The organism is Citricoccus sp. GCM10030269, assembly GCF_042665635.1.
Classification (GTDB): domain Bacteria; phylum Actinomycetota; class Actinomycetes; order Actinomycetales; family Micrococcaceae; genus Citricoccus.
In genome coordinates, this window is the sequence record NZ_JBHTCV010000001.1 from 527,485 (window position 1) to 550,464 (window position 22,980).

Annotated in this window: 20 protein-coding genes; 9 read left to right on the top strand and 11 right to left on the bottom strand. The window is 67.4% G+C overall.

The features are described 5' to 3' along the window. Positions 1-6: 6 nt before the first annotated feature. Genes ACFQQD_RS02545 through ACFQQD_RS02565 form a run of 5 tightly spaced genes read right to left on the bottom strand, consistent with a single transcriptional unit; the run spans position 7 to position 4,732 of the window. Complete coding sequence (locus ACFQQD_RS02545; protein WP_378085871.1) at positions 7-1,263, bottom strand: ABC transporter substrate-binding protein; 1,257 nt, start codon at positions 1,261-1,263, stop codon at positions 7-9. Beyond that, positions 1,260-2,369 (bottom strand): branched-chain amino acid ABC transporter permease, encoded by a 1,110-nt coding sequence (locus ACFQQD_RS02550; RefSeq protein ID WP_378085873.1) that lies wholly within the window; start codon positions 2,367-2,369, stop codon positions 1,260-1,262. The genes ACFQQD_RS02545 and ACFQQD_RS02550 overlap by 4 nt, the downstream gene beginning before the upstream one ends. Further along, complete coding sequence (locus ACFQQD_RS02555; RefSeq protein WP_378085875.1) at positions 2,369-3,253, bottom strand: branched-chain amino acid ABC transporter permease; 885 nt, start codon at positions 3,251-3,253, stop codon at positions 2,369-2,371. Before ACFQQD_RS02555 ends, ACFQQD_RS02550 begins: the two co-directional genes overlap by 1 nt. Next, positions 3,253-3,963: an ABC transporter ATP-binding protein gene (locus ACFQQD_RS02560; RefSeq protein WP_378085877.1), complete on the bottom strand. Its 711-nt coding sequence runs from the start codon at positions 3,961-3,963 to the stop codon at positions 3,253-3,255. The genes ACFQQD_RS02555 and ACFQQD_RS02560 overlap by 1 nt, the downstream gene beginning before the upstream one ends. Beyond that, positions 3,950-4,732, bottom strand: a complete 783-nt coding sequence (locus ACFQQD_RS02565) for an ABC transporter ATP-binding protein (RefSeq protein ID WP_378085879.1) — start codon at positions 4,730-4,732, stop codon at positions 3,950-3,952. Before ACFQQD_RS02565 ends, ACFQQD_RS02560 begins: the two co-directional genes overlap by 14 nt. A gap of 322 nt (positions 4,733-5,054) precedes the next feature. Between ACFQQD_RS02565 and ACFQQD_RS02570 the strand changes: the two genes are divergently transcribed. Together ACFQQD_RS02570 and ACFQQD_RS02575 are read left to right on the top strand one after the other, a co-directional pair. After that, on the top strand, positions 5,055-6,461 hold the full coding sequence (locus ACFQQD_RS02570; protein ID WP_378086095.1) for an NCS2 family permease: 1,407 nt from the start codon (positions 5,055-5,057) through the stop codon (positions 6,459-6,461). Between the two features lie 97 nt (positions 6,462-6,558). Continuing rightward, the gene (locus ACFQQD_RS02575; protein ID WP_378085881.1) at positions 6,559-8,874 is read left to right on the top strand and encodes a S9 family peptidase; all 2,316 of its coding nucleotides are present in this window, start codon (positions 6,559-6,561) and stop codon (positions 8,872-8,874) included. Positions 8,875-8,967: 93 nt separating this feature from the next. On the opposite strand, the gene ACFQQD_RS02580 is transcribed toward ACFQQD_RS02575, so the two are convergent. The 3 genes from ACFQQD_RS02580 to ACFQQD_RS02590 all read right to left on the bottom strand — a co-directional run bounded on the left by ACFQQD_RS02580 (position 8,968) and on the right by ACFQQD_RS02590 (position 13,660). Then, positions 8,968-12,069, bottom strand: a complete 3,102-nt coding sequence (locus ACFQQD_RS02580) for an FtsX-like permease family protein (RefSeq protein ID WP_378085883.1) — start codon at positions 12,067-12,069, stop codon at positions 8,968-8,970. Between the two features lie 113 nt (positions 12,070-12,182). Beyond that, complete coding sequence (locus tag ACFQQD_RS02585; protein ID WP_378086097.1) at positions 12,183-12,911, bottom strand: ABC transporter ATP-binding protein; 729 nt, start codon at positions 12,909-12,911, stop codon at positions 12,183-12,185. A gap of 110 nt (positions 12,912-13,021) precedes the next feature. Next, entirely contained in the window at positions 13,022-13,660 is a 639-nt protein-coding gene (locus ACFQQD_RS02590; RefSeq protein ID WP_378085885.1) for a PadR family transcriptional regulator, read from the bottom strand. Positions 13,661-13,949: 289 nt separating this feature from the next. Here ACFQQD_RS02590 and ACFQQD_RS02595 point away from each other — a divergent pair, with 289 nt between their 5' ends. Then, entirely contained in the window at positions 13,950-15,617 is a 1,668-nt protein-coding gene (locus ACFQQD_RS02595) for an alkaline phosphatase D family protein (RefSeq protein WP_378085887.1), read from the top strand. 53 nt (positions 15,618-15,670) lie between these two features. Further along, positions 15,671-16,783 carry a 1,4-dihydroxy-2-naphthoyl-CoA synthase gene (locus ACFQQD_RS02600; protein WP_378085889.1) on the top strand — a complete coding sequence of 371 codons (1,113 nt, stop codon included), beginning with the start codon at positions 15,671-15,673 and terminating at the stop codon, positions 16,781-16,783. Positions 16,784-16,787: 4 nt separating this feature from the next. Here the strand turns inward: ACFQQD_RS02600 and ACFQQD_RS02605 are convergent, their stop codons facing one another. Both ACFQQD_RS02605 and ACFQQD_RS02610 read right to left on the bottom strand, forming a co-directional pair. Then, positions 16,788-17,210, bottom strand: coding sequence for a type II toxin-antitoxin system death-on-curing family toxin (locus ACFQQD_RS02605; protein WP_378085891.1), 423 nt, complete (start codon positions 17,208-17,210; stop codon positions 16,788-16,790). Next, the gene (locus ACFQQD_RS02610; RefSeq protein ID WP_378085893.1) at positions 17,207-17,410 is read right to left on the bottom strand and encodes a toxin-antitoxin system protein; all 204 of its coding nucleotides are present in this window, start codon (positions 17,408-17,410) and stop codon (positions 17,207-17,209) included. The genes ACFQQD_RS02605 and ACFQQD_RS02610 overlap by 4 nt, the downstream gene beginning before the upstream one ends. 118 nt (positions 17,411-17,528) lie before the next feature. On the opposite strand from ACFQQD_RS02610, the gene ACFQQD_RS02615 reads away from it, so the two are divergent. Beyond that, the gene (locus tag ACFQQD_RS02615; protein ID WP_378085895.1) at positions 17,529-18,794 is read left to right on the top strand and encodes an AMP-binding protein; all 1,266 of its coding nucleotides are present in this window, start codon (positions 17,529-17,531) and stop codon (positions 18,792-18,794) included. Between the two features lie 25 nt (positions 18,795-18,819). Continuing rightward, entirely contained in the window at positions 18,820-19,698 is an 879-nt protein-coding gene (locus tag ACFQQD_RS02620) for a 1,4-dihydroxy-2-naphthoate polyprenyltransferase (RefSeq protein ID WP_378085898.1), read from the top strand. Positions 19,699-19,704: 6 nt separating this feature from the next. On the opposite strand, the gene ACFQQD_RS02625 is transcribed toward ACFQQD_RS02620, so the two are convergent. Further along, a complete protein-coding gene (locus ACFQQD_RS02625; protein WP_378085900.1) occupies positions 19,705-20,079 on the bottom strand; it encodes a DUF4229 domain-containing protein in 375 nt (124 codons plus the stop codon). Between the two features lie 69 nt (positions 20,080-20,148). Here ACFQQD_RS02625 and ACFQQD_RS02630 point away from each other — a divergent pair, with 69 nt between their 5' ends. The 3 genes from ACFQQD_RS02630 to ACFQQD_RS02640 are packed head-to-tail and all read left to right on the top strand — an operon-like array spanning position 20,149 to position 22,959. Then, on the top strand, positions 20,149-20,562 hold the full coding sequence (locus ACFQQD_RS02630) for a PLDc N-terminal domain-containing protein (RefSeq protein WP_378085902.1): 414 nt from the start codon (positions 20,149-20,151) through the stop codon (positions 20,560-20,562). Between the two features lie 32 nt (positions 20,563-20,594). Then, a complete protein-coding gene (locus ACFQQD_RS02635; protein ID WP_378085904.1) occupies positions 20,595-20,969 on the top strand; it encodes a hypothetical protein in 375 nt (124 codons plus the stop codon). Between the two features lie 10 nt (positions 20,970-20,979). Then, positions 20,980-22,959, top strand: a complete 1,980-nt coding sequence (locus ACFQQD_RS02640) for an alpha/beta hydrolase (protein ID WP_378085906.1) — start codon at positions 20,980-20,982, stop codon at positions 22,957-22,959. The last annotated feature ends 21 nt before the right edge of the window (positions 22,960-22,980 follow it).

Genomic DNA, 22,980 nt, shown 5'->3' on the forward strand with positions numbered 1-22,980 from the left:
CCGACTTTACTCCAAGGATTCCGCGTTCTCGTATCCAGTGCCGTTGTAGCGCTGGACCACCACGGAGGACACGGCCGGCTGGCCGTCCTCGGTGGTGTTGACGGCGGTGCCCTCCAGCATCAGCGGAGCCTGGAAGTCCTCGATCTTGCGCAACTCCTCCATGAAGTTCTCCCGCGTGGGCTCCGTCATGTTCTTGAAGGTCTCTTCGAGGGTGGCCCCGACCATGTAGCTCCACATGCAGTGCGGGAAGTCCGGAGAGGTCGTGTAGTCGCCGGAGTACTCCTCGAGGTTGTCCAGGAACTCCACCACGTCCTCATCCTCGGCGAAGGCGGGGCTCTGCGGCGCCTTCGCGAACGAGACCGAGTAGAACCCGTCCTCTTCGTCGGCACCGGCCGGCTCGAGGATTCCCGCCGGGCTGGAGGTGTTCGAGGGCAGGAACCAGCTCGGAGACCAGTTCAGTTCGCGGGTCTTCTCGATCGCCGAGATCGTCAACGGCGTGATGGACATGGCGTTGAAGAACACGTCGGCGTCGGTGCTGGCCAGTTCGGTCAGCTGAGCATCTACGGAGGTGTCCGTGGCCTCATAGGTGAGCTCGTTGACGACCTCGATGTTGTCCGAGTCTGAGATGGCTTCCTTGAAGCCCTCCACGTAGCCCTCGCCGTAGTCGTCGTTCTGCGAGAGGATCGCCACGGTGAGGTCCTCATCGGACTCGGCCAGTAGTTCCCCGAAGGCCTCGCCCTCGTTCTGGTAGATCGGCACGAAGCCGAGCTGCCAGGGGCTCTCCGTCTGGTCACTGAAGATCGGATCGCCCGTCTGGATGAGCGCCTGCGGCACCTCGGAGTCGATCGCGGCCTCGCGGAACGCGCGGTTGGTCGGGGTGCCGAGACCGGAGGTGAAGGCGAAGACGTTCCCCTGGTTCTGCTGGAAGTTGGACAGCGATTTCTGCGGGTCGTAGGCGTCGTCGTAGGCCTCCACCGTGACTTCGCGCGTCTTACCGTCGCCGAACTCGATGCCGCCGTCGGCATTGGCCGCACCGAAGTACGCGACCAGGCCGGCCACCGTGCAGTTGCCGGGCCCGGCGGTGCCGCCGCTCAACGGCGTCGTCACGCCGAGGGTGATGGCTTCGTCGGTGATTCCCGGGCTGGCTGCTGTGCCGCCGTCCTCGCCGCCTCCTCCGCCGTCGGAGCGTGCGCAACCGGACAGGGCCAATGCGGTGGCGGCGCTCATCGCGACGGCGCTGAGTACCTTCTTCTTGATGGTCATGGCGTGTCTTCCTTTGCTGGATGAGACGGATCTGATGGAGAGGTTTCTGGATGAGGCGCGGTGCCCCGGTCAGGGGTGCCCTGAGTGCCGGAGGTGGAGCGTTGGGTCCAGCGGCGGATGGTTCTGGGCAGGCTGGCGATGCCACCGGGCAGGACGAACAGGACGATCAGCAGGACAGCGCCCTGGACGAGTGAGGTCAGGGTGGGTGCCACGTCGTTGATCACATTGGGCACCAGCACGTAATAGATGCCGCCGATGATCGAGCCGATGATGCTGCCCGCGCCGCCGACCACCATCGAGGCCAGCAGACTGATCGAGTGGTGGAAGGCCAAGGTCTCCGGGGAGGTGTACTGCACCACCACCATGTAGAGGAAACCGCTGACCCCACCGATCATCGCGGCGATGGTGAAGGCCAGAACCTTGTACCGATAGGGCGAGATGCCCATGGCACCGGCCACGGCCTCGTTCTCCTTGACGATCCGGAAGGCCCGGCCGTACTTCCCGCGAACCAGGTTGTAGGCCAGCAGGAAGGTGACCCCACCGATCAACAGCACCAGGTAGTACTGCCATTGATCATTGGCCAGTCCAGACCAGTCCGGTGCGGCGGAGAACCGCGCCGAGGTGCCCTGGGAGCCGCCGGTGAAATCACTGAGACGCTTGGCCAGGGGCACGCCGATGATCGGGAGTGCGATGGTGACCATGGCGATCGCGAGTCCGCCCAGTCGGGCTGCGGCCAAGGCCACCACCAGTCCGGCCAGTCCACAGGAGATCACCGTGACGATGAAGACGAACACGATGTTCCAGTCCTGATTGACGCCGTAGGCGGTGACATAGGCGCCCATCCCGAGGAAGAAGATCTGCCCGAGGGAGACCTGCCCGGTATAGCCCATGATGATGTTCAGACCGAGCACGGCAACGGCGAAGACCCCGACTCTGGCCAGACTCTGATTGACGGGAATGGGCAACAGCAGCGGGGCGACGATCAGCGCCACGACGATGACGGCGATCAGGGCCAGGCGAACCCACGGCCGACTGAACAGGCCCTGGCGGGGCTGGAGGGGTGTGCTGGAGTCCACGGTGTTGGATGCTCTCTTCTCTGCGGCCATCAGACACGCACCACGGTTTTGCGGCCGAACAGTCCTTGGGGTCGGATCAGCAACACCACGAACAGCAGGATGAAGGGCACCACGATCTTCAGGTCGTGGCCGATGAACGGCACGTACACGGCTGCCAGATTCTCCAGGATGCCGATCAGCCAGCCCGCCACGACCACTCCCAGCGGGCTCGAGACGCCCCCGAGAATGACAGCGGCCAAGGCGTACACCAGCACGGTGTCCAGCATCCCGGGCGTCAGGGACAGGCGCGGCGCCACGAGGGCACCGGCGACGGCGCCGAGGGCCGCGGCCAAGCCCCAACCGACCATCAGCAGCCGCCCGACGGGCAGCCCGGAGAGCGAGGCCGACTGCCGGTTGTCCGCCACGGCCCGCAGAGCCAGTCCGAGCTTGGTCTGCTGGAACAGCAACTGCAACAACACCATGATGGCGGCGATGGTCACGAAGGTGCCTAGAGAGCGCCAACTGACGGCTGCTCCGAGCAGGTTGAACGCCGAAGACGGGAACATGGACGGGAACTGCAGGTTGTTATAGGACCACAACCAGCCACAGATACCGGTGATCAGCGTCAGCAGACCGACGGTGACCACCACGGACGTGTGTTCCTCCCCGCCCATGAACCGGCGCATCAGGAATCGCTCGATCAGTGCGCCAATGACGAAGGAGGCCGCCACGGACAGGATGATGGCCACGATGAGCGGCAGACCGAGATTCAGGAAGGCGAACGCCAAGTACGCGGACAGCACCGCCATGCCGCCCTGGGCGAAGTTGATCAGACCGGTGGACTGATTGACCAGAACGATGGCCAGGGCGATGGCCCCGTAGACGGATCCCATGGCGAGGCCGTCGACCACGAGTTGGATGAAGGTACCCATCATCAGCCTCCCAAGTACGCTTTGCGGATCTCGTCGCGGCCCTTGAGCTCCGTCGAGCTACCGCTCAGGACACTGCGGCCGGTCTCCAGGACCGTGGCCGTGTCCACGATGGTGAAGGCGAGGTTGGCGTTCTGCTCCACCAGCAGCATGGCCACTCCCGTTTCCTCGCGCAGGAGCCGAATGGCGTCGTACACGGTCTTGGCCGTGCTGGGCGCCAATCCCAGGGAGGCCTCGTCCAGCAACAGCAGCTTGGGCTGGGCCATGTACGCGCGGGCGACGGCGAGCATCTGCTGTTCGCCACCGGACATGGCCGAGGCATTGGAGGAATACCGCTCTCGAAGGTTGGGGAACAGCTCCAGCAGGTGGTCGATGTCCTCCTGGATCCCCTTCCGGTCCTTGCGCAGGTAGGCCCCGACCTGGAGGTTCTCCTTCACGGTCAGGTTGCCGAGAGTGCCGCGCCCCTCCGGGACATGGGCGATGCCCAGTGCCGCCACCTCGTCGGGTCGTTTGCCGCGGATGTCCCGGCCTTCGAATCGAATGGATCCGCCGGTCTTCACCTCGCCGCTGATGGACTTGAGGGTGGTGGTCTTCCCCGCGCCGTTGGCGCCCAGAATCCCGACGGCACCCTGCTCGGGCACACTCAGACTCACGCTCTCCAGCACCTGGACCGGGCCGTAGTGAGCGGTCAGATCAGTGATCTCAAGCAGCGTCATCGCTCGCGTCCTTCCCGAGGTACGCCTCGATGACCCGTGGATCGGACTGTGCCTCAGCCGCAGTGCCCTCCATCAGTTTGCGGCCGTGGTCCAGCACCACCACACGGTCGGCCAGCGCGGAGATCACGCCCATGTGGTGCTCGACGATGACGATGGTGATCTCGCCGGTCTCCCGAAGGGTCTGGATGGTCTGGATGAACGCGTCGACCTCCCCGTGGGAGAGTCCGGCCGCCGGCTCGTCCAGCAGCAGCACCTCGGGGCGGACCATCAGGGCCCGGCACAGCTCGACGCTCTTGTGCAGTCCGTGGGACAGCTCATCGGCTCTCCGATGCGCGGCCCAGCCCAGACCCAATTCGTCCAGGCGTCCCAGCGCTTCGGTCCGGAGATCGCGTTCGCCGCGGGCCATCGGCGGCAAGCGCAGGGCCCACGACGCCGGCCCGCCGGGCAATCGAGCGTGTCCGCCCAGCAGCACGTTGTCCAGAACGGTGGCCTCCAGTTGCAGCGCCGGGTGCTGAAACGTCCGGGCCAGGCCGTGGCGGGACATCCCGGCCGGGGCGGTCTGGCTGATCTCGGCATCGTCGATCCGGATGGAACCGGAACTGGGTTTGTAGTGCCCGGAGATGCAATTGAACAGCGAGGTCTTGCCCGCGCCGTTGGGGCCCACCAGGCCCAGGACCGTCGCGGGCTCGACGGTGAAGCCCACGTCCTTGAGGACGGTCACCCCTCCGAAGTGGAGGTTGACCCCCTCCAGAGTCAAGCGTGCAGCCATGAGTGTTCTGTTCTTTCGGTGCGAGTCAAGCGGTGATGCGATCCGTGCGGTCGCACGTGGTGCGGATGTAGTGCGGACGTGGCCATGTCAGTGGGGATGATCTGGATCACAACCGCGTCTGGCTTGGATGTTAGGCGCCTGAGTGTGAGATTGGCAACAATATTGGTGGCAGTCTGCCGGACCGTGGCCGATTCGTTGCACGCCGATCGAGGGCCCGAGCCGCCGATAGCATGAACTCATGCCCACTTCTGAGCCCTCCACCCTCGAGACGGTGAATTCCACCGGCACCGCCGAACCGCACGGTCGTCTGGACCGGTTCTTCATGATCAGCCGGCGCGGCTCCTCCGTCGGCCAGGAGATCCGCGGCGGACTCGCCACCTTCCTGGCGATGAGCTACATCATCGTGCTGAACCCGCTGGTGCTCTCGGGCACCGATGCCGGCGGAGACACCCTGGGGGTCGCCCGGGTGGCCGCCGTGACGGCCCTGGTGGCCGGCGTCGCGACCATCGCCATGGGTGTGTGGGCCCGGCATCCCTTCGCGTTGGCCGCGGGCCTGGGCGTCAACGCCCTGGTGGCCATCACCGTCTCGACCACCGAGGGCATCACGTGGCCCTCGGTGATGGGCCTGGTCCTGCTGGCCGGTCTGGTCATGGTTCTCCTGGTCGCCACGGGATTCCGCCGCGCCGTGTTCAACGCCGTCCCGGACGCCCTGAAGACCGGGATCGTGGTCGGCATCGGGCTGTTCATCGCCCTGATCGGCCTGGTCAACTCCGGTTTCATCCGCCGTGTGCCAGACGCGGCCGGGACCACCGTGCCCGTCGGGCTGGGGACCGGCGGAGAACTCAACGGGTGGCCGGTACTGGTCTTCGTCGTCGGGCTGCTGGTGACTGCCGTGTTGGTGGTCCGCAGGACCCGAGGCGCGATTCTCATCGGCATTGTGGTGGCCACCGTCCTCGCGAACGTCCTTGAGGCGGTCTTCCACATCGGTCCCTCCACCACCGACTCCGGCGAGCCCAACCCCACCGGTTGGTCGCTCGTGGCGCCGTCGTTCCCCGAGTGGACGGCCCCGGATCTGTCCCTGATCGGTCAGGTCGACGTCTTCGGCGCGTTCAGCCAGGTAGGTCCGCTGATGGCCCTGCTGCTGGTCTTCGCGATTCTCCTCTCGGTGTTCTTCGACGCCATGGGCACCTCGGTGGGGCTGGCCCGGGAAGCCGGCAACGTGACCCAGGACGGGGAGATCCCGCATCTGAACCGCGTGCTCATGGTGGACGCCCTGGCGGTCTCGGCCGGCGGTGGCGCCTCCGGCTCGGCGAACCAGATTTTCGTGGAGTCAGGCACCGGGATCGGCGAAGGCGCCCGCACCGGCTTCGCCTCGGTGGTCACCGGCGTGCTGTTCCTGCTGGCCATGTTCCTGACTCCGCTGATCTACCTCGTGCCCTTCGAGGCGGTGGCCCCGGCCCTGGTGGTCGTCGGCTTCATGATGGCCACCCAGGTCGTCGGGATCGACTGGACCGACTGGGGTGCGGCCCTGCCGGCGTTCCTGACCATCATCCTCATGCCGTTCACGTACTCGATCGCCAACGGCATCGGTGCCGGCATGATCGCCTTCGCCGTCATCCGCACCGCCCAAGGCCGCGGCCGCGACGTGCACCCCCTGCTGTGGGTGGTGGCCGCCGCCTTCGTCCTCTACTTCGGCATGGGAGTCTTCCGCGGCCTCCTCGGCCTCTGACGTCACTCCTCCCCCGGGCGCAAAGTGACCCCACCCCCGTCATGGTGACGCCCTCTCGTCACTTTGTGCCTGTGGCGGGTGAGGTTGAATGGTCTGCATGACTTCACCCACGCCCCGGCAGAGCACCACGGACACCACGACGTCGGCCACCGCCTCGCAGCCGCCGGTCGCCGCAGCGCGCCCGGTGACCCGCGAACACCACGGCCACCGGTTCATGGACGACTTCGACTGGTTGCGGGACAAGGAGTCTGAGGAGGTTCTGGACCACCTGCACACCGAGAACGCCTACACAGAAGCGGTCACCGCGGACCAGGAACCGTTGCGGAAGGCCATCTTCAACGAGATCAAGGCGCACACGGTGGAGACAGACCTCTCGGTGCCCGCCCGCAAAGACGGCTGGTGGTATTTCTCCCGCACCGAGGAGGGAAAGCAGTACGCCGCGCACTGCCGCGTGAAGGCGGAGGACACCGGAGACCGCATCGCCGACTGGACGCCGCCGGTCATTGAACCGGGCGTGCCAGTACCCGGGGAGCAGGTCATCCTGGACGGCAACGCCGAGGCGGAGGGACAGCCCTTTTTCTCCCTCGGCGGGCTGGCGGTCTCCCGCGACGGCACCCTCATGGCCTACGCCGTGGATCATGCCGGTGACGAGCGCTTCACTCTGCGCATCCGCGACCTGACCACCGGTGAGGATCTGGCCGACGAGATCCCCAACGTGTCCTACGGAGCCGTCTTCGACCGTACGGGGACCCGCGTCTTCTACACCGTTCCGGATGACTCCTGGCGCCCGTACCGGATTCTCGCACACACGCTCGGCACCACCGCTGACCAGGATCTCTTGTTGTTCCAGGAGGATGACCCGGGCATGTGGTCCGGCTTCGACCTCTCCCCGGACCGTACCGAGCTGCTGATCTCGGTCGGGAACTCCGAGGTGGCCGAGACGCGTGCACTGGATCTGCCCGCGAGCGCCGAGGAGCCCCTCGGCGAACTGCGGATGCTCGTCTCTCGGGACCTCGGCCTCTTGCACGGTGTGGAACCGGTCACCCTGGACGCAGCCAGCCCGGACGAGGCTCCGCAGCGGCACTACGTCATCGTGCACAACAAGGACTTCGCCACTGAGGACGAGCAGCACGGACCCGCTCCGGCCCCGAACAACATGGTGTCCCTCGCCGACCGCGACACGGTGACGGACCCGCGGTTCTGGCGCACCGTCGTCGGGCATTCGACCACCACGAAAGTGGACGGTGCCGCGGTCACCGCCACGCACCTGGCCCTGGCCATACGACGGGACACGGCACCCAGGACCGTCGTCATGCCGCTCGCCCGCCTCGGCACGGAGCTGCAGGCCGAACCCGTGGAGCCCGATTTCGGTGAGGAGCTGTACTCGTGCGACCTGGCCGGCGCGCCGTTCGAGTCGCCGTTCCTGCGCTTGTCCTACTCCTCGTGGGTGACGCCCGCCCAGGTGTTGGACTGGGAGCTCGGAGCGGATGACGACGCCGGCCCCGGCACCCTGCATCTGCGCCGCCAGCTCGAAGTGCCCGGTTATGACCCGGAGCAGTATGTCGTGGAGCGGCGGTGGGCCCCGGCCCAGAGCGGCCCGGAGGGCGGGCAGACATCCATCCCGCTGACGGTGATCCGCCGCCGGGATCTGGTCCGTGACGGGTCGAATCCCTGCGTGATGTACGGCTACGGCAGTTATGAGATGTCCATGGACCCCGCGTTCGGCGCCGCGCGGCTGTCCCTGCTGGACCGTGGCGTGGTCTACGTGGTGGCGCATGTGCGCGGTGGCGGCGAGCTCGGCCGTGACTGGTACGAGCAGGGCAAGAAGCTGCAGAAGAAGAACTCGTTCACCGACTTCGTCAATGCCACCCGGTTCGTCGTGGACTCCGGCTGGGTGGACCCCGCACGAGTCGGCGCGATGGGTGGCTCGGCCGGTGGCCTGCTGATGGGCGGAGTGCTGAACCTCGCTCCCGAGCTCTACCGGGTGTGCGTGGCACAGGTGCCGTTCGTGGACGCGCTGACCTCGATCCTGGATCCCGAGCTGCCGCTCTCCGCCCTGGAATGGGAGGAGTGGGGCAACCCGATCACGGATCCGGAGGTGTACCAGTACATGCAGGAGTACACCCCGTACGAGAACGTGCGGGCCGTGGACTATCCGGCGATCGCCGCGGTGACGTCGCTCCACGACACCCGCGTGCTGTATGTGGAACCGGCCAAATGGGTCCAGCAGCTGCGCCGGACCGTCACCTCGGACCAGTCCACGCCGCTGGCCGAGGGGGGAGCGCCGATCGTGCTGAAGACCGAGATGGACGGCGGCCACGGTGGCGCTTCCGGACGCTACCGCGCCTGGGAGGATCGGGCCTGGGACTACGCGTTCCTGCTGACGGGTCTCGGCGCCACCGAGCTCCGCTAAGTCCGGGGCAACTGGCGGTCGAAAGTGCACCGAATTGGCGAGAATTCCCGGGCGTGTTGGGGCACTTTCGACCGCCAGTTGCTGAGGAGGGTGTCAGTCTCGGTCGGCTTCACGCATCGGCAGCCGCCCTGGCACCACCATCCACGTCAGCGCGGCGGCCAGCAACGGGCCCCCGATGATGAGGGTCAACAGCGGTAGCCACGGGATCCAGTCCACGGTGTACAACTGCAGCAGACCGAATCCCATGACCGGCAATGCCCCCACCGGGACACCCAGCACCGTGCCCGTCAGCGCGCCGGTGAAGGTCTGGGCCGCGGCCATGTTCTTCCGGGTTCCGGGGTTGGCTCCGATCGAGGAGAGCACGGTCTGGTCTCGTCTGGCGTCGGCGAGCGCGAGCCCGGTGGTCATGCCGGCCACGGTGATCACCAGCACCGCGGTCAAGGCGGTGAGCCCCCATAACCCGGCCATCCGGAAGCCATCCGATGACGTCATCGAGGAGAGCCAGAGATCCTGACCCTGGAGGACGTCATTGGTCAACGTCAGTTGCTCGTCACTGACCGGCTCGGCAAATCTCGCCAGCACGCCGTCCAAGGCCATGGACTGATCCATCCCGGCCAGTGCGGTGACCGGGATGACGGCGATGGGCTCGTCACCCTCCAGCTCAGGGGCCACGACGGCGTCCACCGTCACCTCGTGCTCGGGAGCCCACATCACGTTCCGTCCGACGACGGCGCTGATTCCCGGTTCATAGGACTCCGGCGCCGACTCCGGCAGCACAGGCTGGCCGGGCCCGCCAGGCAGATCAGGATTCAGAGACAGTCCGGGGACCTCGCCCACGTCCATGGTGAACTCCCCCAGGGTCAGCTGCCCGTCCTCGTCCACATACTCGGGATCGAAGACCACGGCCTGACCGGACTGGACCGCGCTCACCAGCTCGTCGTCGCCCCCGAACAACGGCGCGGGAACCGTTTCGGGCCGCAGAGGGTCCACGACCATGACGGACATCATCGGGTCCGGATTCAACGAATTCGGCTGTGAGGGACCGGAGATTCCACAGCTCTGACTGGCAGCGCGGCTCATCGATCGAATGGCCTGGTAGACCGCCTCGCTCCGTTCGCTGACGGTCGGCGCCTGCGGAATGGGCACATGGCACACCGAGTCTTCGGGATACAACGGGATCAGTTCCGAGCAGTCCGCTGAGTAGTCGAACTCACACGAAGACCGCGGGCTGTACACCTGCCAGTGGTCCATCAGCTGCGGGGTGCCGGGGACCGTCGAGAGCGACTGCAATTCGTCCACCGCTCCGGAGGCTCCCCCGGTGAACAGCTGAAGATCGTCCACGGTCGGCGTCTCATCGTTCTCGGACCACAACGCTTCCTGGGCGAGGACCCGTTGGATGCCCGCCTCGTCCCTGACGCCGAGGTAGCCGGTGTCCTCGGTCGGTGAGCCGGCTCGGGCGTGGTCGCCCTGATCCGCCGTGCCCAAACCGAGGCCCACGATGGCGGCCGCGCCGACGGCAGTGGCGGCCACCACCGCTGCCGCCACCGGAACGGTGCGCGACCGGTTCCGGTATGCGTCTCGTGCGGCGATTCGCAGTGATACCGGCAATCGGCTGGACAGCCGGGCCCACCCCGCCACGATGCCGGGCAGCAGCATCAGCACGCCCGCCAGCAGAAGCAGAGAAGAGAAGCCCAGCAGCACGACCAACACCGGCAACGCGTCGAACAGCGCACCGATGGTCGGTACGGCCATCCCATACCCGGAGGCCCCCAGAAAAACCAGCAGCCCGACGCCGGCCACGATCAGCCCCGCGGTCAGCATCCGCCGGCTCACCGGTCTCCGCTCCCCCGCGACCCCCTTCATGGCCGCCCAGGCGTCCTGTCGAGACACGGAACGGGTAGGCACCCACGCCGCGACGACGGCGCAGATCAACCCGAGCAGCACGGCAGTCAGCACGAGCCACCACGGAACATGCGGACCGAAGACCACCACGTGGCGGGCCTCGGCGGACCACAGCAGACCCCAGGCCGTCCCGACGCCCAGTACCGCTCCGGCCAGCGATCCCAGGAGTCCACACCAGAGTCCCGAGAACACCATGGTCTGACGCAGGGTGGCCGGCTCCGCACCCGTCACGGAGAGCAGGGCCGTGGCGCGCCGCTGCTGACGCACTCCGACGGCGAAGGCCGCCCCGGCCAGCAGGCCCGTCTCCGCCAGAGCCAGCACGCCGATGAACAGCAGCGGCACCATGCTCATCCACGGAGTCCCACTGCCCCACAGGTCATCGAACGCATCCTGCACCGGCCCAGAGCCATCCATCACCGGGGCGAACAACACGGCGAAATCGGCCTGGTTATAGGCACGGTAGGCGCTGTAGTCGTCCGGGACCTCACCGTTCAGGTACACGGTGACGCTCCCCTCGGCGGCGAACGCCTCTGCCGTGGGACTCCCGGCGGGGACGAACACTGTGGAGAGTCCACCCTGCAATGGACGGACCAGATCCACCGGTGAGGGCCACTGAGCCTGACGGTCCAGGAGGGTGCCGCTGATCGGAAGGGCGACGGTGCCGCCGTCGGGCAGGTTCAAGGTGACGCTGTCCAGCGACGCCGGCTCCAGCCCGCGGGCCTCGGCCCGCTCGTTCGCCGCAGCCAACTCCTCCAGCAGCGCACCGCTGGCCAGAGCTTGCTGCGGTCCGGGCAAGGCTCCGTCCAGCAGCTCGAAGCGGTGACCGTCCCCGCGCAGATCGTCACGATGGACGTCGGCAATCACCACCTGAATGTCCAGCTGCGATCCCGGGACCGCCACCTCGCCATCGGCGGCACGCACCATGGTGGCCTCGGTTCCGGACGGGATGGCCTCGTCCACGGAACACTCTTCGCCGCCAGGACACACGTTCCATTCGGCCGCCTCAGCGTCCAGCCCCGCCACGTCGATCTCGTAGCCGTTGGTCTCGTTGTCCTTCTCACTGATGCTCAGTTGCGGATCGGTGGGTGACTGCAGGTTGCCCTTCGGAAAGCCGGCTTCGGTGATGGTCCCGTCGAATCCCCAGAGGTGGCGTTCACGCTGCTCGGTCTCCGACGGCATGGACACCGAGGCCATCAGAATGGACCCGGCCGTCAGCGCGAAGACCGGCAGACCGATGAGCGCGAGGATCAGCAGTGTCTGCCAGGGGTGACGCCGCACGTCACGCACAGCCATGCGGGCCGCGGCCCGGCGAGACCCGGAGATCCCTCCGGGGCGAGGAGCGACCTCGGCACGCGACGAATCCTGCGATCCCCCGGCCGGCCGGGCGTGATGGCGCCTCACTGGCCTCACCGGGCGCCGTCCGCCAGCAGAGATTGCGGATCGCTCTCGGCACCGGCCTGGTCCACCACGCGTCCATCGCGCAGGAACACCACGCGATCGGCCCAGCCGGCGTGCCGCGCCTCATGCATGACGAGCACGACGCCGGCCCCGGCATCCGCGCGTCGCCGCAGTACGGCCATGATCTCCTCGCCAGTGACGGAGTCGAGGGCACCGGTCGGTTCATCGGCGAGGATCAGGGCCTTCTCGCCGACGATCGCCCGGGCGATCGCGACCCGTTGCTGCTGGCCGCCGGAGAGTTCGTCGAGGAATCGCCCGGCCAAATCCTCGATGCCCACCTGCCGTAGAGCATCGATGGCCTGACGGCGGGCCCTGGCCGGTTTCACGCCGTCCAGTTCCAGTGGCAGGGAGACATTCTCGGCAGCAGTGAGCGTCGGAATCAGGTTGTAGTCCTGGAAGACATACCCCACGGCCCGACGGCGGAGGCGCGCCTTCTCCGCGAGGGTGATGGACCCCAAGGGCGTACCGCGGACATAGATCTCCCCTTCCGTGGCGGAGTCCAGTCCGCCGGCGAGGGCGAGCAGAGAAGACTTGCCGGAGCCCGAAGGCCCCATGACGGCCACGAACTCTCCGGCGTTGACCACCAGATCGACGGCACGCAGGGCGGCGATCGTGGCCGTACCGTCGCCGTAGGTCTTGGTCACGGAGCTCAGCTCCAGGATCTGACGCGGCGGCATGCCTTGGGTCGCCGGACGCACGCGCGGTTCCCACGTCTCCGGCTGAAGGCCGTTGTCCGCACCGCCGTCGGCGCCGTCAAACTCAGCGTCCCTGTGCCGTGCCATACCGATCACCGGTCCTGTGCATGGAGGGAGGTGGTCACCGTGGCTTCCGGTGCCGATACGGACGCACCCGCCGGACTGTCCGGGGCGATGCCGTTCGTGCTGGCCGGACGCTGCCCGTCCCGCGACGCTCTCAAGACCGCCGCCTCACAATGATCGAGCCACCGGACCTCCGCCTCAGCTGCGAAGATCAGCGACTCGAGCACCAGCAATCCCGCCAAGTCGGTCCCGGCTCCAGAGGGATCGGCCGCCCGTTTGGCGCGGGTGTAGTCCTGCAACGCGCGCAGGGTGGATGCCCGCTGTGCCTGAATGACCTGTTCGACGTCCACGCCCGGCGTCGTGACGGCGATGGCCAGCTTGATGGCCAACTCGTTGCGAGGCGGGCTCGCCGAGTGCGAGGGCTGAGCGAACCAATCGGCGACCTCGGCTCGGCCGGCCTCGGTGATGGCGTAGAAGCGATGTCCCTGGCCGTCGTCGCCCTGGTCCTCGACGTGCCCGTCCCGGGCCAATCGGTCCAGCGTGGTGTAGACCTGCCCGATGTTCAACGGCCACGTGGTGCCGGTGCACTCCTCGAACTCGGTGCGCAGTTGGTAGCCGTAGCGCGGACCCCGAGTGAGCAGGGCCAGCAGACTGTGCTTGACGGACATGGTGCCTCCGAGACGAAATAACCTACCGGGTATGCACACTCAGTATGCATACCCGGTACTGCTCAGACAATCCGCCGATCATCTGGCGGTCGAAAGTGCACCGAATTGGCGAGAATTCCCGGGCGTGTTGGTGCACTTTTGACCGCCAGATGCAGGCCGGAGCAGGAGGGGGCGCACGGGGCGGGGCGGTCCGTCCAGTGCTGGAAGTTGAACCTTTCGGAACGCGGTTGATCAGTGCTGTTCATTCCCCTGCCACGTCGATGTCAAAGCGGAGGCATCTACTGGACCCATGGATCACCTTCAGAACCCGAACCGCCGTACCGTGCTCAAGGGTGCCGCCGCGGCCGCCATCGCCACCTCACTGCCGGCCGTCACAGCCGGCCCAGCCGCCGCCGCTGCATCGCCGGCCGTCAGTCCGGTCGCCGGCACAACCGCCCGCCGCGCCACCTCCCCCCTCACCCTGCCGTCCGGCATCCAGACCGGTGACGTCACGTCCCGCTCCGCGGTGCTGTGGTCGCGCGCTTCCGGCATCGGCCGCCTCAACGCCATCCTGCATCCGCTGGATGACGACGGTGAGCGCGTCAAGGGCCGCGGCCGGCGTCGTGGTCATGGCCGAGGGCGCGACGGTCAGCCAATCCACCTGCGTGGACCGTGGGCGACCGAGGAGACCGACTTCACCGCCCGCATCAACGCCAACGGACTGCCCTCAGGCAGCCGGTTCGACGTGGAGCTGTACTTCGAGGACGAACGCGGACGCCACAGCGAAGTCGGCACCGGCGGTTTCAGCACCGCACCGGGCCGGAAGTCCGACGGCGCGCAGAGCTTCGTCTGGACCGCCGACACCGCCGGGCAGGGCTACGGCATCAACGAGCAGATCGGTGGCATGTTCGGCTACGAGACCATGCGCTCCTACTCCCCCGACTTCTTCCTCCACGCCGGCGACACCATCTACGCCGACGGTCCGATCACCGAGACGATGGAAGAGCCCGACGGCACCATTTGGCACAACGTCGTGACCGATGAGGTTGCCAAGGTCGCCGAGACGCTCCAGGAGTTCCGCGGACGTCATCGCTACAACCTGATGGACGCCAACGTGCGGGCCCTCTACGCCGAGGTCCCGGTCATTGCCACGTGGGACGACCACGAGACCACCAACAACTGGTGGGTCGGCGAGACGCTGGAGGACGATCGCTACACCGTCACCGACGTCAACACCCTGGCCACCCGCGGTCGTCGCGCCTGGCAGGAGAACCAGCCGATCGCCGACCGGCGGGCGCTGTCCCGGGGCCACGGATTCGAGCCGGCGCGCATCTACCGCACCATCGAGCGCGGTACCACCCTGGATGTCTTCGTGCTGGACATGCGCACCAACAAGGCGGAGAACACGGACGGTCTGGAGCAGCATGAGACCGAGATCTTCGGCGAGGAGCAGCTGCAGTGGTTGCTGCGGGGCCTCAAAAAGTCCAAGGCCACGTGGAAGGTGATCCTCGCGGACCTGCCGTTGGGCATCGTGGTGCCGGACGGCGAAGGGCAGGAGTCGATCGCCAACGCGGATCCCGGCAAGCCCCTCGGCCGCGAGTTGGAGTTGGCCCGCCTACTGCAGGGCATCAAGCGGCAGAGGACCAAGAACGTGGTCTTCCTGACCGGTGACGTCCACTACTGCGCCGCGCATCACTACTCTCCGGAGCGGGCGGCGTTCAAGGACTTCGACCCGTTCTGGGAGTTCGTGGCCGGCCCCATCAATGCCGGGTCCTTCGGCCCGAACGAGATGGACGCGACCTTCGGGCCCCGCGTCGACTTCTCCCAGGCCGGCCCCGCCATGGGATCCCCGCGGGACGGCGAGGGCCAGTTCTTCGGCCGCGTGGAGATCTCCCCGCACGGCGAGGAGTTCACGGTGGAGCTGATCAACATCAAGGGAGACGTGCAGTACACGCGCACGCTGACCGCCGAGCACTGAGCCGAGCACTAAGCCGGGCGCAGGCCGGCGCACTGCTGGCTAGACTCGGTCGGGTGAACGGACAAGAGATTCCCCAGCGCCCGACGTCGGCGGCCTCCTCGGCGGCACCGTCACCTTCACCATCCGGGCCAGCGCTTCCGGACCAGGTCTCGGACGTCTTCGATCCGCAGCGCTGGCGGGTCGTCGAGGGATTCGACTTCGAGGACATCACCTACCACCGACAGGTGGAACGGGACGCCTCGGGTGCGGTGATGCGGGATCTGCCCACGGTTCGCGTGGCATTCGACCGGCCCGAAGTCCGCAACGCGTTCCGGCCCGCCACGGTGGATGAGCTCTACCGCGCCCTCGATCATGCCCGGATGACCCCGGAGGTCGGCTGCATCCTGCTCACCGGCAACGGCCCCTCGCCCAAGGACGGCGGCCACTCGTTCTGTTCCGGCGGCGATCAGCGGATCCGCGGCCGGGACGGCTACCGCTATGTCGTTACCGATCCCGACGGCGGCACCGGCAGTACCGGCACCAGCGGCCCCGGCAGCACGGGCGCCAGCGGCCCCGGCAGCACGGGCGCCAGCACCAGCACCGGATCCAACGAGACGATCGACCCGGCCCGGGCGGGCCGTTTGCACATTCTCGAGGTCCAGCGGCTGATGAGGACCACGCCCAAGCCGGTCATCGCCGTCGTCAACGGCTGGGCGGCCGGTGGCGGGCATTCGCTGCACGTGGTGGCCGACCTGACCATTGCCTCGAAACAGCACGGCAAGTTCAAGCAAACCGACGCTACCGTGGGGTCCTTCGACGCCGGCTATGGGTCGGCTCTGTTGGCGCGTCAGATCGGTCAGAAGAACGCCCGCGCCGTCTTCTTCCTCGCTCGCGAACATTCCGCGGAGCAGATGGTGCAGATGGGCGCCGTCAACGAGGCCGTGGATCATGAGCGGCTCGAGGAGGTCGCTCTCGAGTACGCCGCGGATATCAACCGGCAGTCCCCGCAGGCCATCCGGATGCTGAAGTTCGCCTTCAACATGGCCGACGACGGCCTGGCCGGCCAACAGGTCTTCGCCGGCGAGGCCACCCGCATGGGCTACATGACGGACGAGGCCGTGGAGGGCCGGGACGCGTTCCTTCAGAAGCGGGACCCGGACTGGTCGGCGTACCCGCGCTACTTCTGAGGCATCATTCCGCCTGCATCCACCCCTCGATCACAGCGGTGAGTGCTTCTCGGTCCATCCGGCCGGCCGCGAGGGCCATGACCGTGTCATAGGCCGCGTCGTCATCGACCTCTAGCCAATGACCGTTGAGATCAAGGAACACGACCAGGCAGGTCCAGCCCAGCCGCTTGTTCCCGTCCACCAAGGCAGGGTTGCGCACCAGGGACTCCAGGAGCGCCGCCGCCTGCGACGCCATCGAGGGATACACCTGCACTCCCTGCAGGGACGTCTGCGGACGGCGCAGGGCGCTCTCCAGAAGACCCAGATCGCGCACGGGCCCAATGCTCAGTCGCTCACAGAGAGCCAGGGCGTTCTCCAAGTCGAGGTACTCGACGTCTCGGTCCTCGCCCCTGCTGTCGTCAAGGCTGTCGCCGCCTGTCGCCGTCATTCGCCCAGACGGCGCAAGAGATCGCCGTAGCGCTCGATGACGCGGTCGGCGGACCGGTCTACCCGCTGTTGCCGAGCAGTCCGCTCCGACTCTGCGAGCACCGCGCGCAACACGGCCTCGTGTTTGGAGACGCCGAACGTCTTCGCCAACTCTTCGATGCGGCGGTCGTCGTCAGGATTGGTGCGCAGTGTCATCGCCATGGCGCCATGGTATCACTGTGATACCGCGCCACTACCTATGCCACTTCCTGAGCCAGTACCTCTGCAGCCCCGCGCAGGCGCGCTCAAATCAGCGCCGTTCACTGACTAGACTCGATCCGTGCCCGTGACCCCCGCCGACCTTGACCGCGCCCAGACCGCCCTGGCTGCTGCCCTGGACGGCTCCGGTGCGCCCGTTGAATTCACCGACGACGGCCAAATCGTCTATCGCCCCGAGGCGGCCGATCCCGCCCGTGGCGGCGCCAAAGGCACCGTGGCCATCGTGCGGACTTCCGGCTCCACCGGCACCCCGAAGCAGACCATGCTGACCCGTGAAGCACTGACCGCTTCGGCCCGGGCCACCGCCGCCCGCATCCGCGGCGAGGGACAGTGGCTGCTGGCCGTGGGGCTGCACTATGTCGCCGGCCTGGCCGTGCTGTCCCGCTCCATCGCCGCCGGCACCACCCCCGTTGCCATGCCTCCTGGTCCGTTCACCCCTCGGGACTTCGTTCAGGCGGTGGACCGGATGGAGCGCGGCACCGGATTCCGCGCCGTCTCTCTGGTGCCCACGCAGTTGTCCCGCCTGCTCCTGCCAGAAGTCGAGTCCGGCAATGCCAGCACCGGCCCCAACACACCGGCCTTCGCCGGGGCCGCCGTCGACGCCTTGCGCACGTTCGACGCCATCCTGGTCGGTGGCGCCCACGTCCCCGAGCGCCTACGGGAGGCGGCGGCCGACGCCGGACTGCGACTGCACCTGACCTACGGCATGAGCGAGACCTGTGGCGGCTGCGTCTACGACGGGGTGCCACTAGATGGTGTCACCGCGGACGTGGTCACCGCGGAGGCCGCCACCAAGACCAGTGAGCCCGACGCCGGCACTCCCCGGATCCGTCTGTCCGGCCCCATGGTCGCCGCCGGGTACTTCGACGATCCGGAGCGGACGGCCGCCCACTTCGGCCAGGGAACGGACGCTGATCCCGAGGAACGCTGGTTCCTCACCGAGGACACCGGCACGGTGCGCCCCCATCCCGAGCACCCGCGGCGCCAACTGCTCTCCGTCACCGGTCGCGTGGACGACGTCATCAACACCGGCGGCGTGAAGATCTCCGCCGCACGCCTGCAACAGGTGCTCGAGGGCCTGCCGGGCGTCACGGCCGCCTTCGCCGCCGGGATTCCCGACGACGAGTGGGGACAGCGTGTCTGCGCCGCCGTCGCGCTCCGGGAGGACGGGGAGCCCTGGGACGAGGCTGCCGCACGCGAAGCGGTGCGGGCCCAGCTGGGACCGGCCGCAGTGCCCAAGCAGTGGCTGGTGCTGGATGAACTACCGCAGTTGCCCCACGGCAAGGTGGACCGGCAATCCCTCCTGAACCGCTTCAGCTCATTCTGAGAGATCCTGAGGAAGGACCCTGACTATGGCCACCACCGCCCAGTGGGTGGAAGGCGCCCGGCTGCGCACGCTGCCGATGGCGATCGCGCCGGTACTCGTCGGCTCCGCCGCGGCCTTCGCGCTGGACGGTTTCCACCTCGGCCGGGCGCTGCTGGCCCTCTTCGTGGCGCTGGCCCTACAGGTCGGCGTGAACTATGCCAACGACTACTCCGACGGCATCCGCGGCACCGACGACGCCCGCGTCGGCCCGCTGCGGCTCACCGGTTCGGGCGCCGCGCCGGCCGCCACCGTGAAGACCGCCGCGTTCGCCTGTTTCGGCGCGGCCTCCGTGGCCGGGCTCGGTCTCGTGGCGTGGTCGGGCACGTGGTGGCTGATCGCCGTGGGCGTCGCGGCCGTCGCCGCCGCCTGGTACTACACCGGGGGCAAGAAGCCCTACGGCTACCTCGGGCTCGGTGAGGTCTTCGTCTTCATCTTCTTCGGGCTGGTCGCCGTGCTCGGCACCACCTACACCCAGGCCTTGGCCCTGTCCGGGCCGGCATGGGCCGGAGCCGTGGGCTGCGGGCTGATCTCGACGGCCCTGCTGATGGCCAACAACGTCCGGGACATTCCCACGGATCGCGAGACCGGCAAGATGACGCTCGCCGTCCGCCTCGGGGACACCCCCGCGCGATGGTCCTACGTCGCGATGGTGGCCGTGGCGCTCATCCTGCCCGTGCTGTCCTCGCTGTTGACCGGGCAACACCCGTGGTTGTGGCTCGTGCTGCTGGCGGGGGTGGTGGCCGTCAAGCCGTCGGTCACGATGCTGCGTTCCGCCGACCGCCGCGACCTGATCCCGGTGCTGAAACTGACGGGGGTCCTCGGACTGGTCTACGCGGTGCTGTTTGCCCTCGGCCTGGTGCTGTAGCGGTGCTCAGCGACCGTCGGCGTCGCGGGGATTCGAGCGGTCTCCCGAGCCGTCGCCTTTCCCGTCACCCGAGTCATCCTCCGGATCCGTCCCGGCACTCGCGCCGGCGTCGAAGTATCGGCCCTCGGTATACGCATCCTCGGCGTCCATGTCCTCTTGCTCGGTGGCGAACCGATCACGCCCACCGCGTCCCTGCCAGGCGTTGGCCACGTCCTGAGAGGCCCCGGTGCGCAGGTCGTTGAAGAACAGATAGCCGACCGCCAGCGCGATCACCGCCGCCACGATGGTGGAGAAAATCCACCCGAGCTGGAGCAGCATGCAGGCAGCCCAGACCACGAAGAAGACGGCCAGGCGGATCAACGCATACTTCACAAGTCGCACCCGCGGCAGTCTACCGGGAAGCGCTGGGCACCGGTTCGTCGATGCGGCCGCGATCCGTAGAATGGAGGCATGCCCCGCCTCCTGATCCCTCTCGGCATCGTTGCCGCCGGTCTCATCATCTACTCTCTGATCGAGTGTCTGATGACTCCGCGCCACCAGGTGCGGGCCCTGCCGAAGATCGTCTGGGTACTGATCGTCTTGCTGGTGCCGCTGGTCGGTGCCCTGCTGTGGCTGTTCCTGGGCCGGCGTCGTGGTTCTGGTGGTCAGGCGGGCCCCCCGAGCGGACCGGCCCGTCCCCCGCGTCCCCAGTCTCCCGACGACGACGCCTCCTTCCTGCGCCAGCTCGACATCCAGCGCAAGCAGCAGCAGCGCCAGGCCGAGCTGGACCGCCGTGAGGCCGAGCTGCGGGCTCGGGAGAACAAGGGTGGCGCCCCGCGCCGGGACGGATCCGAGACGCCCGACGACGGCTCCGATCTCGCCTGAGCGCGTTCGGCTGACCATGGGCAGAAGTACCCATGGCAAGTGGCCTCCCCAGCCGCCATGCTGAAGGCGTGGCCCACGAGATCATCCCCGAATTCCTGCACTCCGCCCTGGTCCGAGTCGCCGGCGACGGCCAAATTCTCGACTCCGCTGCCCTCGCCGCGCGCGACGCCGGAGACACTGTGTCCGGCGCATTCGGGACCGCCTCGACGGCACACTCCGCGTTCACCGATTTCTGGTCTCAGCGCTCCGAGGTCGGCGTGCGGATCTCGAATCTGCTTTTGCACCAGGCATCGTGCGTCGCCGAGGCCGGTGATGCGTTCATCGATTCCGACGGGGTCATGAACGCGGACGCACAGTCGGCCATGGGGTCCTTCGCTGACATCGCCGCTCCCGAAGACGAAGGGTGACGGTCCGCCCATGAGCCTGCCGGCCATCAGCACGTACCCGGACGTCGAGGCGGATTGGGGTTCCCTGAGCGACGGTGCCGCCGACCTGAAGACGGAGTCCGCCCATGTGCAGAACTCCATGAACGACGCCGCGAATTCGTGGGCCGGCCTGCAGACCGCCTACCGGCACGACGGCACCTCTGAACAGGTCTGGTCGGCACTGGAGCCTCTCGGGCCGCATGCCGAGGATTGGGCCTCTGCACTGTCCTCGGCCAAGAACGCCCTGGAGGACTTCGTCACCACCGGCAAACCTCTGCAGACCGAACGCGAGTCCCTGGACGACCTCAAACCGGGTCTGACCAGTCGCCGCACCCAGGCCCTGAACTCGGACGACGAGACCTTCGTGGCCGAGGTCCGAGCAGACATCGTGGCTTTCAATGAGCGCGCCAACACGCTGACCACAGACTGGACCACGGCGCAGGACGATCTGGAAACAGCGTTGAGCGCCATCAGCATCGGCACCACGGAGGGGCTGCCCCAGGTCGCCGCCACTCGGAACCCCGACTCATCGGCGTTGGACTGGGCCACCATGACCAGCGGTCTGGACGAGAAATTCGGCGAGTTGGACCCGAGAGCGATCTGGCGGGACCTGCGGGGCCTGTCCGAGGAGGAACTGCGAGACTGGCTCGAGGCCAATCCCGAGGCGGCACAGGCCTTGGCGGAGAACGAGCTGCCCGAGAATCCGGTGCCCGGCTCCGCGGAGGAAAAGATCGCCGAGGCCATGGCCGACGACGCCGACCTCACCGAAGAGGGCATCGAGGGGATCCGCGAGGTCTGGTTCGGCCTCGAGGACCACGAACGCGAGCGCCTGATGCTGTTGTTCCCGGGCATCATCGGCAACCTCAACGGCGTCCCACTGGCCACGCGAGGCCAGACCAACCAGGTGACGGTGGCCGGCCTGCGGGAGCAGACGAGAGAGACGCTGGCGGAACATCGGGAGAACAGGCCACAGCATGCTCCGGGGAATGCCTACGAGGGCGGGCAGTGGGAAGACGAAGAGGCCCGTCTCGAGACGGTGTTGTCTGGCCTCGATCAGGCATGGAACGCCTACGGCAGACCGCAGTATCCGGAGAACACACAAGCCACCCCCGGCTACTCGACACTCTTCGTCTCCACCGCGGGCAATGGGCAGATCGCCACCATGCGCGGCGAGACTTCAGGATCCACGGAGCGCGCCGTCACCTTCGTGCCGGGCACCCACACCACCATCGCCAGCGTGGATCGCTACAACGGCTCGCTCGATGCCATCGACGGCAATGATCCGGAGGGCACGGTTTCGATCTATTGGCAGGGCACTGATTTGCCTCAAGACTTGGTCCGGGACAACGCGACCGCCGACTTCAACGAGACCGGTGCTCCGAGGCTGGCGGCCTTCGACGCCGCGGCCGATCTGGAGATGGCCAGCAGCAGGACCAAGGATGTGGAGACGACCTACGTGGGCCACAGCGCCGGTGGCTCCTTGCTGGGCACAGCCGAACGCTCCGACCACGGACTCGATTCCACCAATATCGTCTACGTCGCTCCTGCCGGCACCGGCCATGAGGTCTCCTCCCCGGAGGACACCTCGAACGAATATGCGCACCGCTACCTCATCCAGACCAATGACGATCCGATCAGCTGGGCACAGATTCTCGGTGGGGGTTCCCAGGGTGGCTCATTCCTGGAGGGCTCCAATCCGGTGGGACAGATGGGCGCCGTCCGGCTGGAGTCCGGGTTCGACACCAATGGGGAGGTCATGTCCGGTCACACGAACTACTTCAATGACGGTTCGACGTCGGCCCAGAACATCGAGGGCGTCGTCTACGGCAACGAGGTGGCCCCCTACCTGGAACCCGATGTTCACGTCTACCCCGGTTCCCCTTATCCCGTCACCGAATACCCTCTCGAGTCCGACGCGGACCACTACCGCGAGCAGGGGATTCCCACCGTTCCGATCGAGGACACCCACTGACGCGGCTTCGCCGGCGCTCGT

Excerpts from the sequence above, each read along its gene's own strand:
- ACFQQD_RS02590 (WP_378085885.1), bottom strand. The coding sequence starts at position 13,660 with ATGTCCGTCAAGCACAGTCTGCTGGCCCTGCTCACTCGGGGTCCGCGC.
- ACFQQD_RS02560 (WP_378085877.1), bottom strand. The coding sequence starts at position 3,963 with ATGACGCTGCTTGAGATCACTGATCTGACCGCTCACTACGGCCCGGTC.
- ACFQQD_RS02585 (WP_378086097.1), bottom strand. The coding sequence starts at position 12,911 with ATGCCGCCGCGTCAGATCCTGGAGCTGAGCTCCGTGACCAAGACCTAC.
- ACFQQD_RS02635 (WP_378085904.1), top strand. The coding sequence starts at position 20,595 with ATGGCAAGTGGCCTCCCCAGCCGCCATGCTGAAGGCGTGGCCCACGAG.
- ACFQQD_RS02580 (WP_378085883.1), bottom strand. The coding sequence starts at position 12,069 with ATGGCTGTGCGTGACGTGCGGCGTCACCCCTGGCAGACACTGCTGATC.
- ACFQQD_RS02610 (WP_378085893.1), bottom strand. The coding sequence starts at position 17,410 with ATGGCGATGACACTGCGCACCAATCCTGACGACGACCGCCGCATCGAA.
- ACFQQD_RS02620 (WP_378085898.1), top strand. The coding sequence starts at position 18,820 with ATGGCCACCACCGCCCAGTGGGTGGAAGGCGCCCGGCTGCGCACGCTG.
- ACFQQD_RS02570 (WP_378086095.1), top strand. The coding sequence starts at position 5,055 with ATGATCAGCCGGCGCGGCTCCTCCGTCGGCCAGGAGATCCGCGGCGGA.
- ACFQQD_RS02545 (WP_378085871.1), bottom strand. The coding sequence starts at position 1,263 with ATGACCATCAAGAAGAAGGTACTCAGCGCCGTCGCGATGAGCGCCGCC.
- ACFQQD_RS02605 (WP_378085891.1), bottom strand. The coding sequence starts at position 17,210 with ATGACGGCGACAGGCGGCGACAGCCTTGACGACAGCAGGGGCGAGGAC.
- ACFQQD_RS02640 (WP_378085906.1), top strand. The coding sequence starts at position 20,980 with ATGAGCCTGCCGGCCATCAGCACGTACCCGGACGTCGAGGCGGATTGG.
- ACFQQD_RS02595 (WP_378085887.1), top strand. The coding sequence starts at position 13,950 with ATGGATCACCTTCAGAACCCGAACCGCCGTACCGTGCTCAAGGGTGCC.
- ACFQQD_RS02630 (WP_378085902.1), top strand. The coding sequence starts at position 20,149 with ATGCCCCGCCTCCTGATCCCTCTCGGCATCGTTGCCGCCGGTCTCATC.
- ACFQQD_RS02550 (WP_378085873.1), bottom strand. The coding sequence starts at position 2,369 with ATGGCCGCAGAGAAGAGAGCATCCAACACCGTGGACTCCAGCACACCC.
- ACFQQD_RS02555 (WP_378085875.1), bottom strand. The coding sequence starts at position 3,253 with ATGATGGGTACCTTCATCCAACTCGTGGTCGACGGCCTCGCCATGGGA.
- ACFQQD_RS02565 (WP_378085879.1), bottom strand. The coding sequence starts at position 4,732 with ATGGCTGCACGCTTGACTCTGGAGGGGGTCAACCTCCACTTCGGAGGG.
- ACFQQD_RS02575 (WP_378085881.1), top strand. The coding sequence starts at position 6,559 with ATGACTTCACCCACGCCCCGGCAGAGCACCACGGACACCACGACGTCG.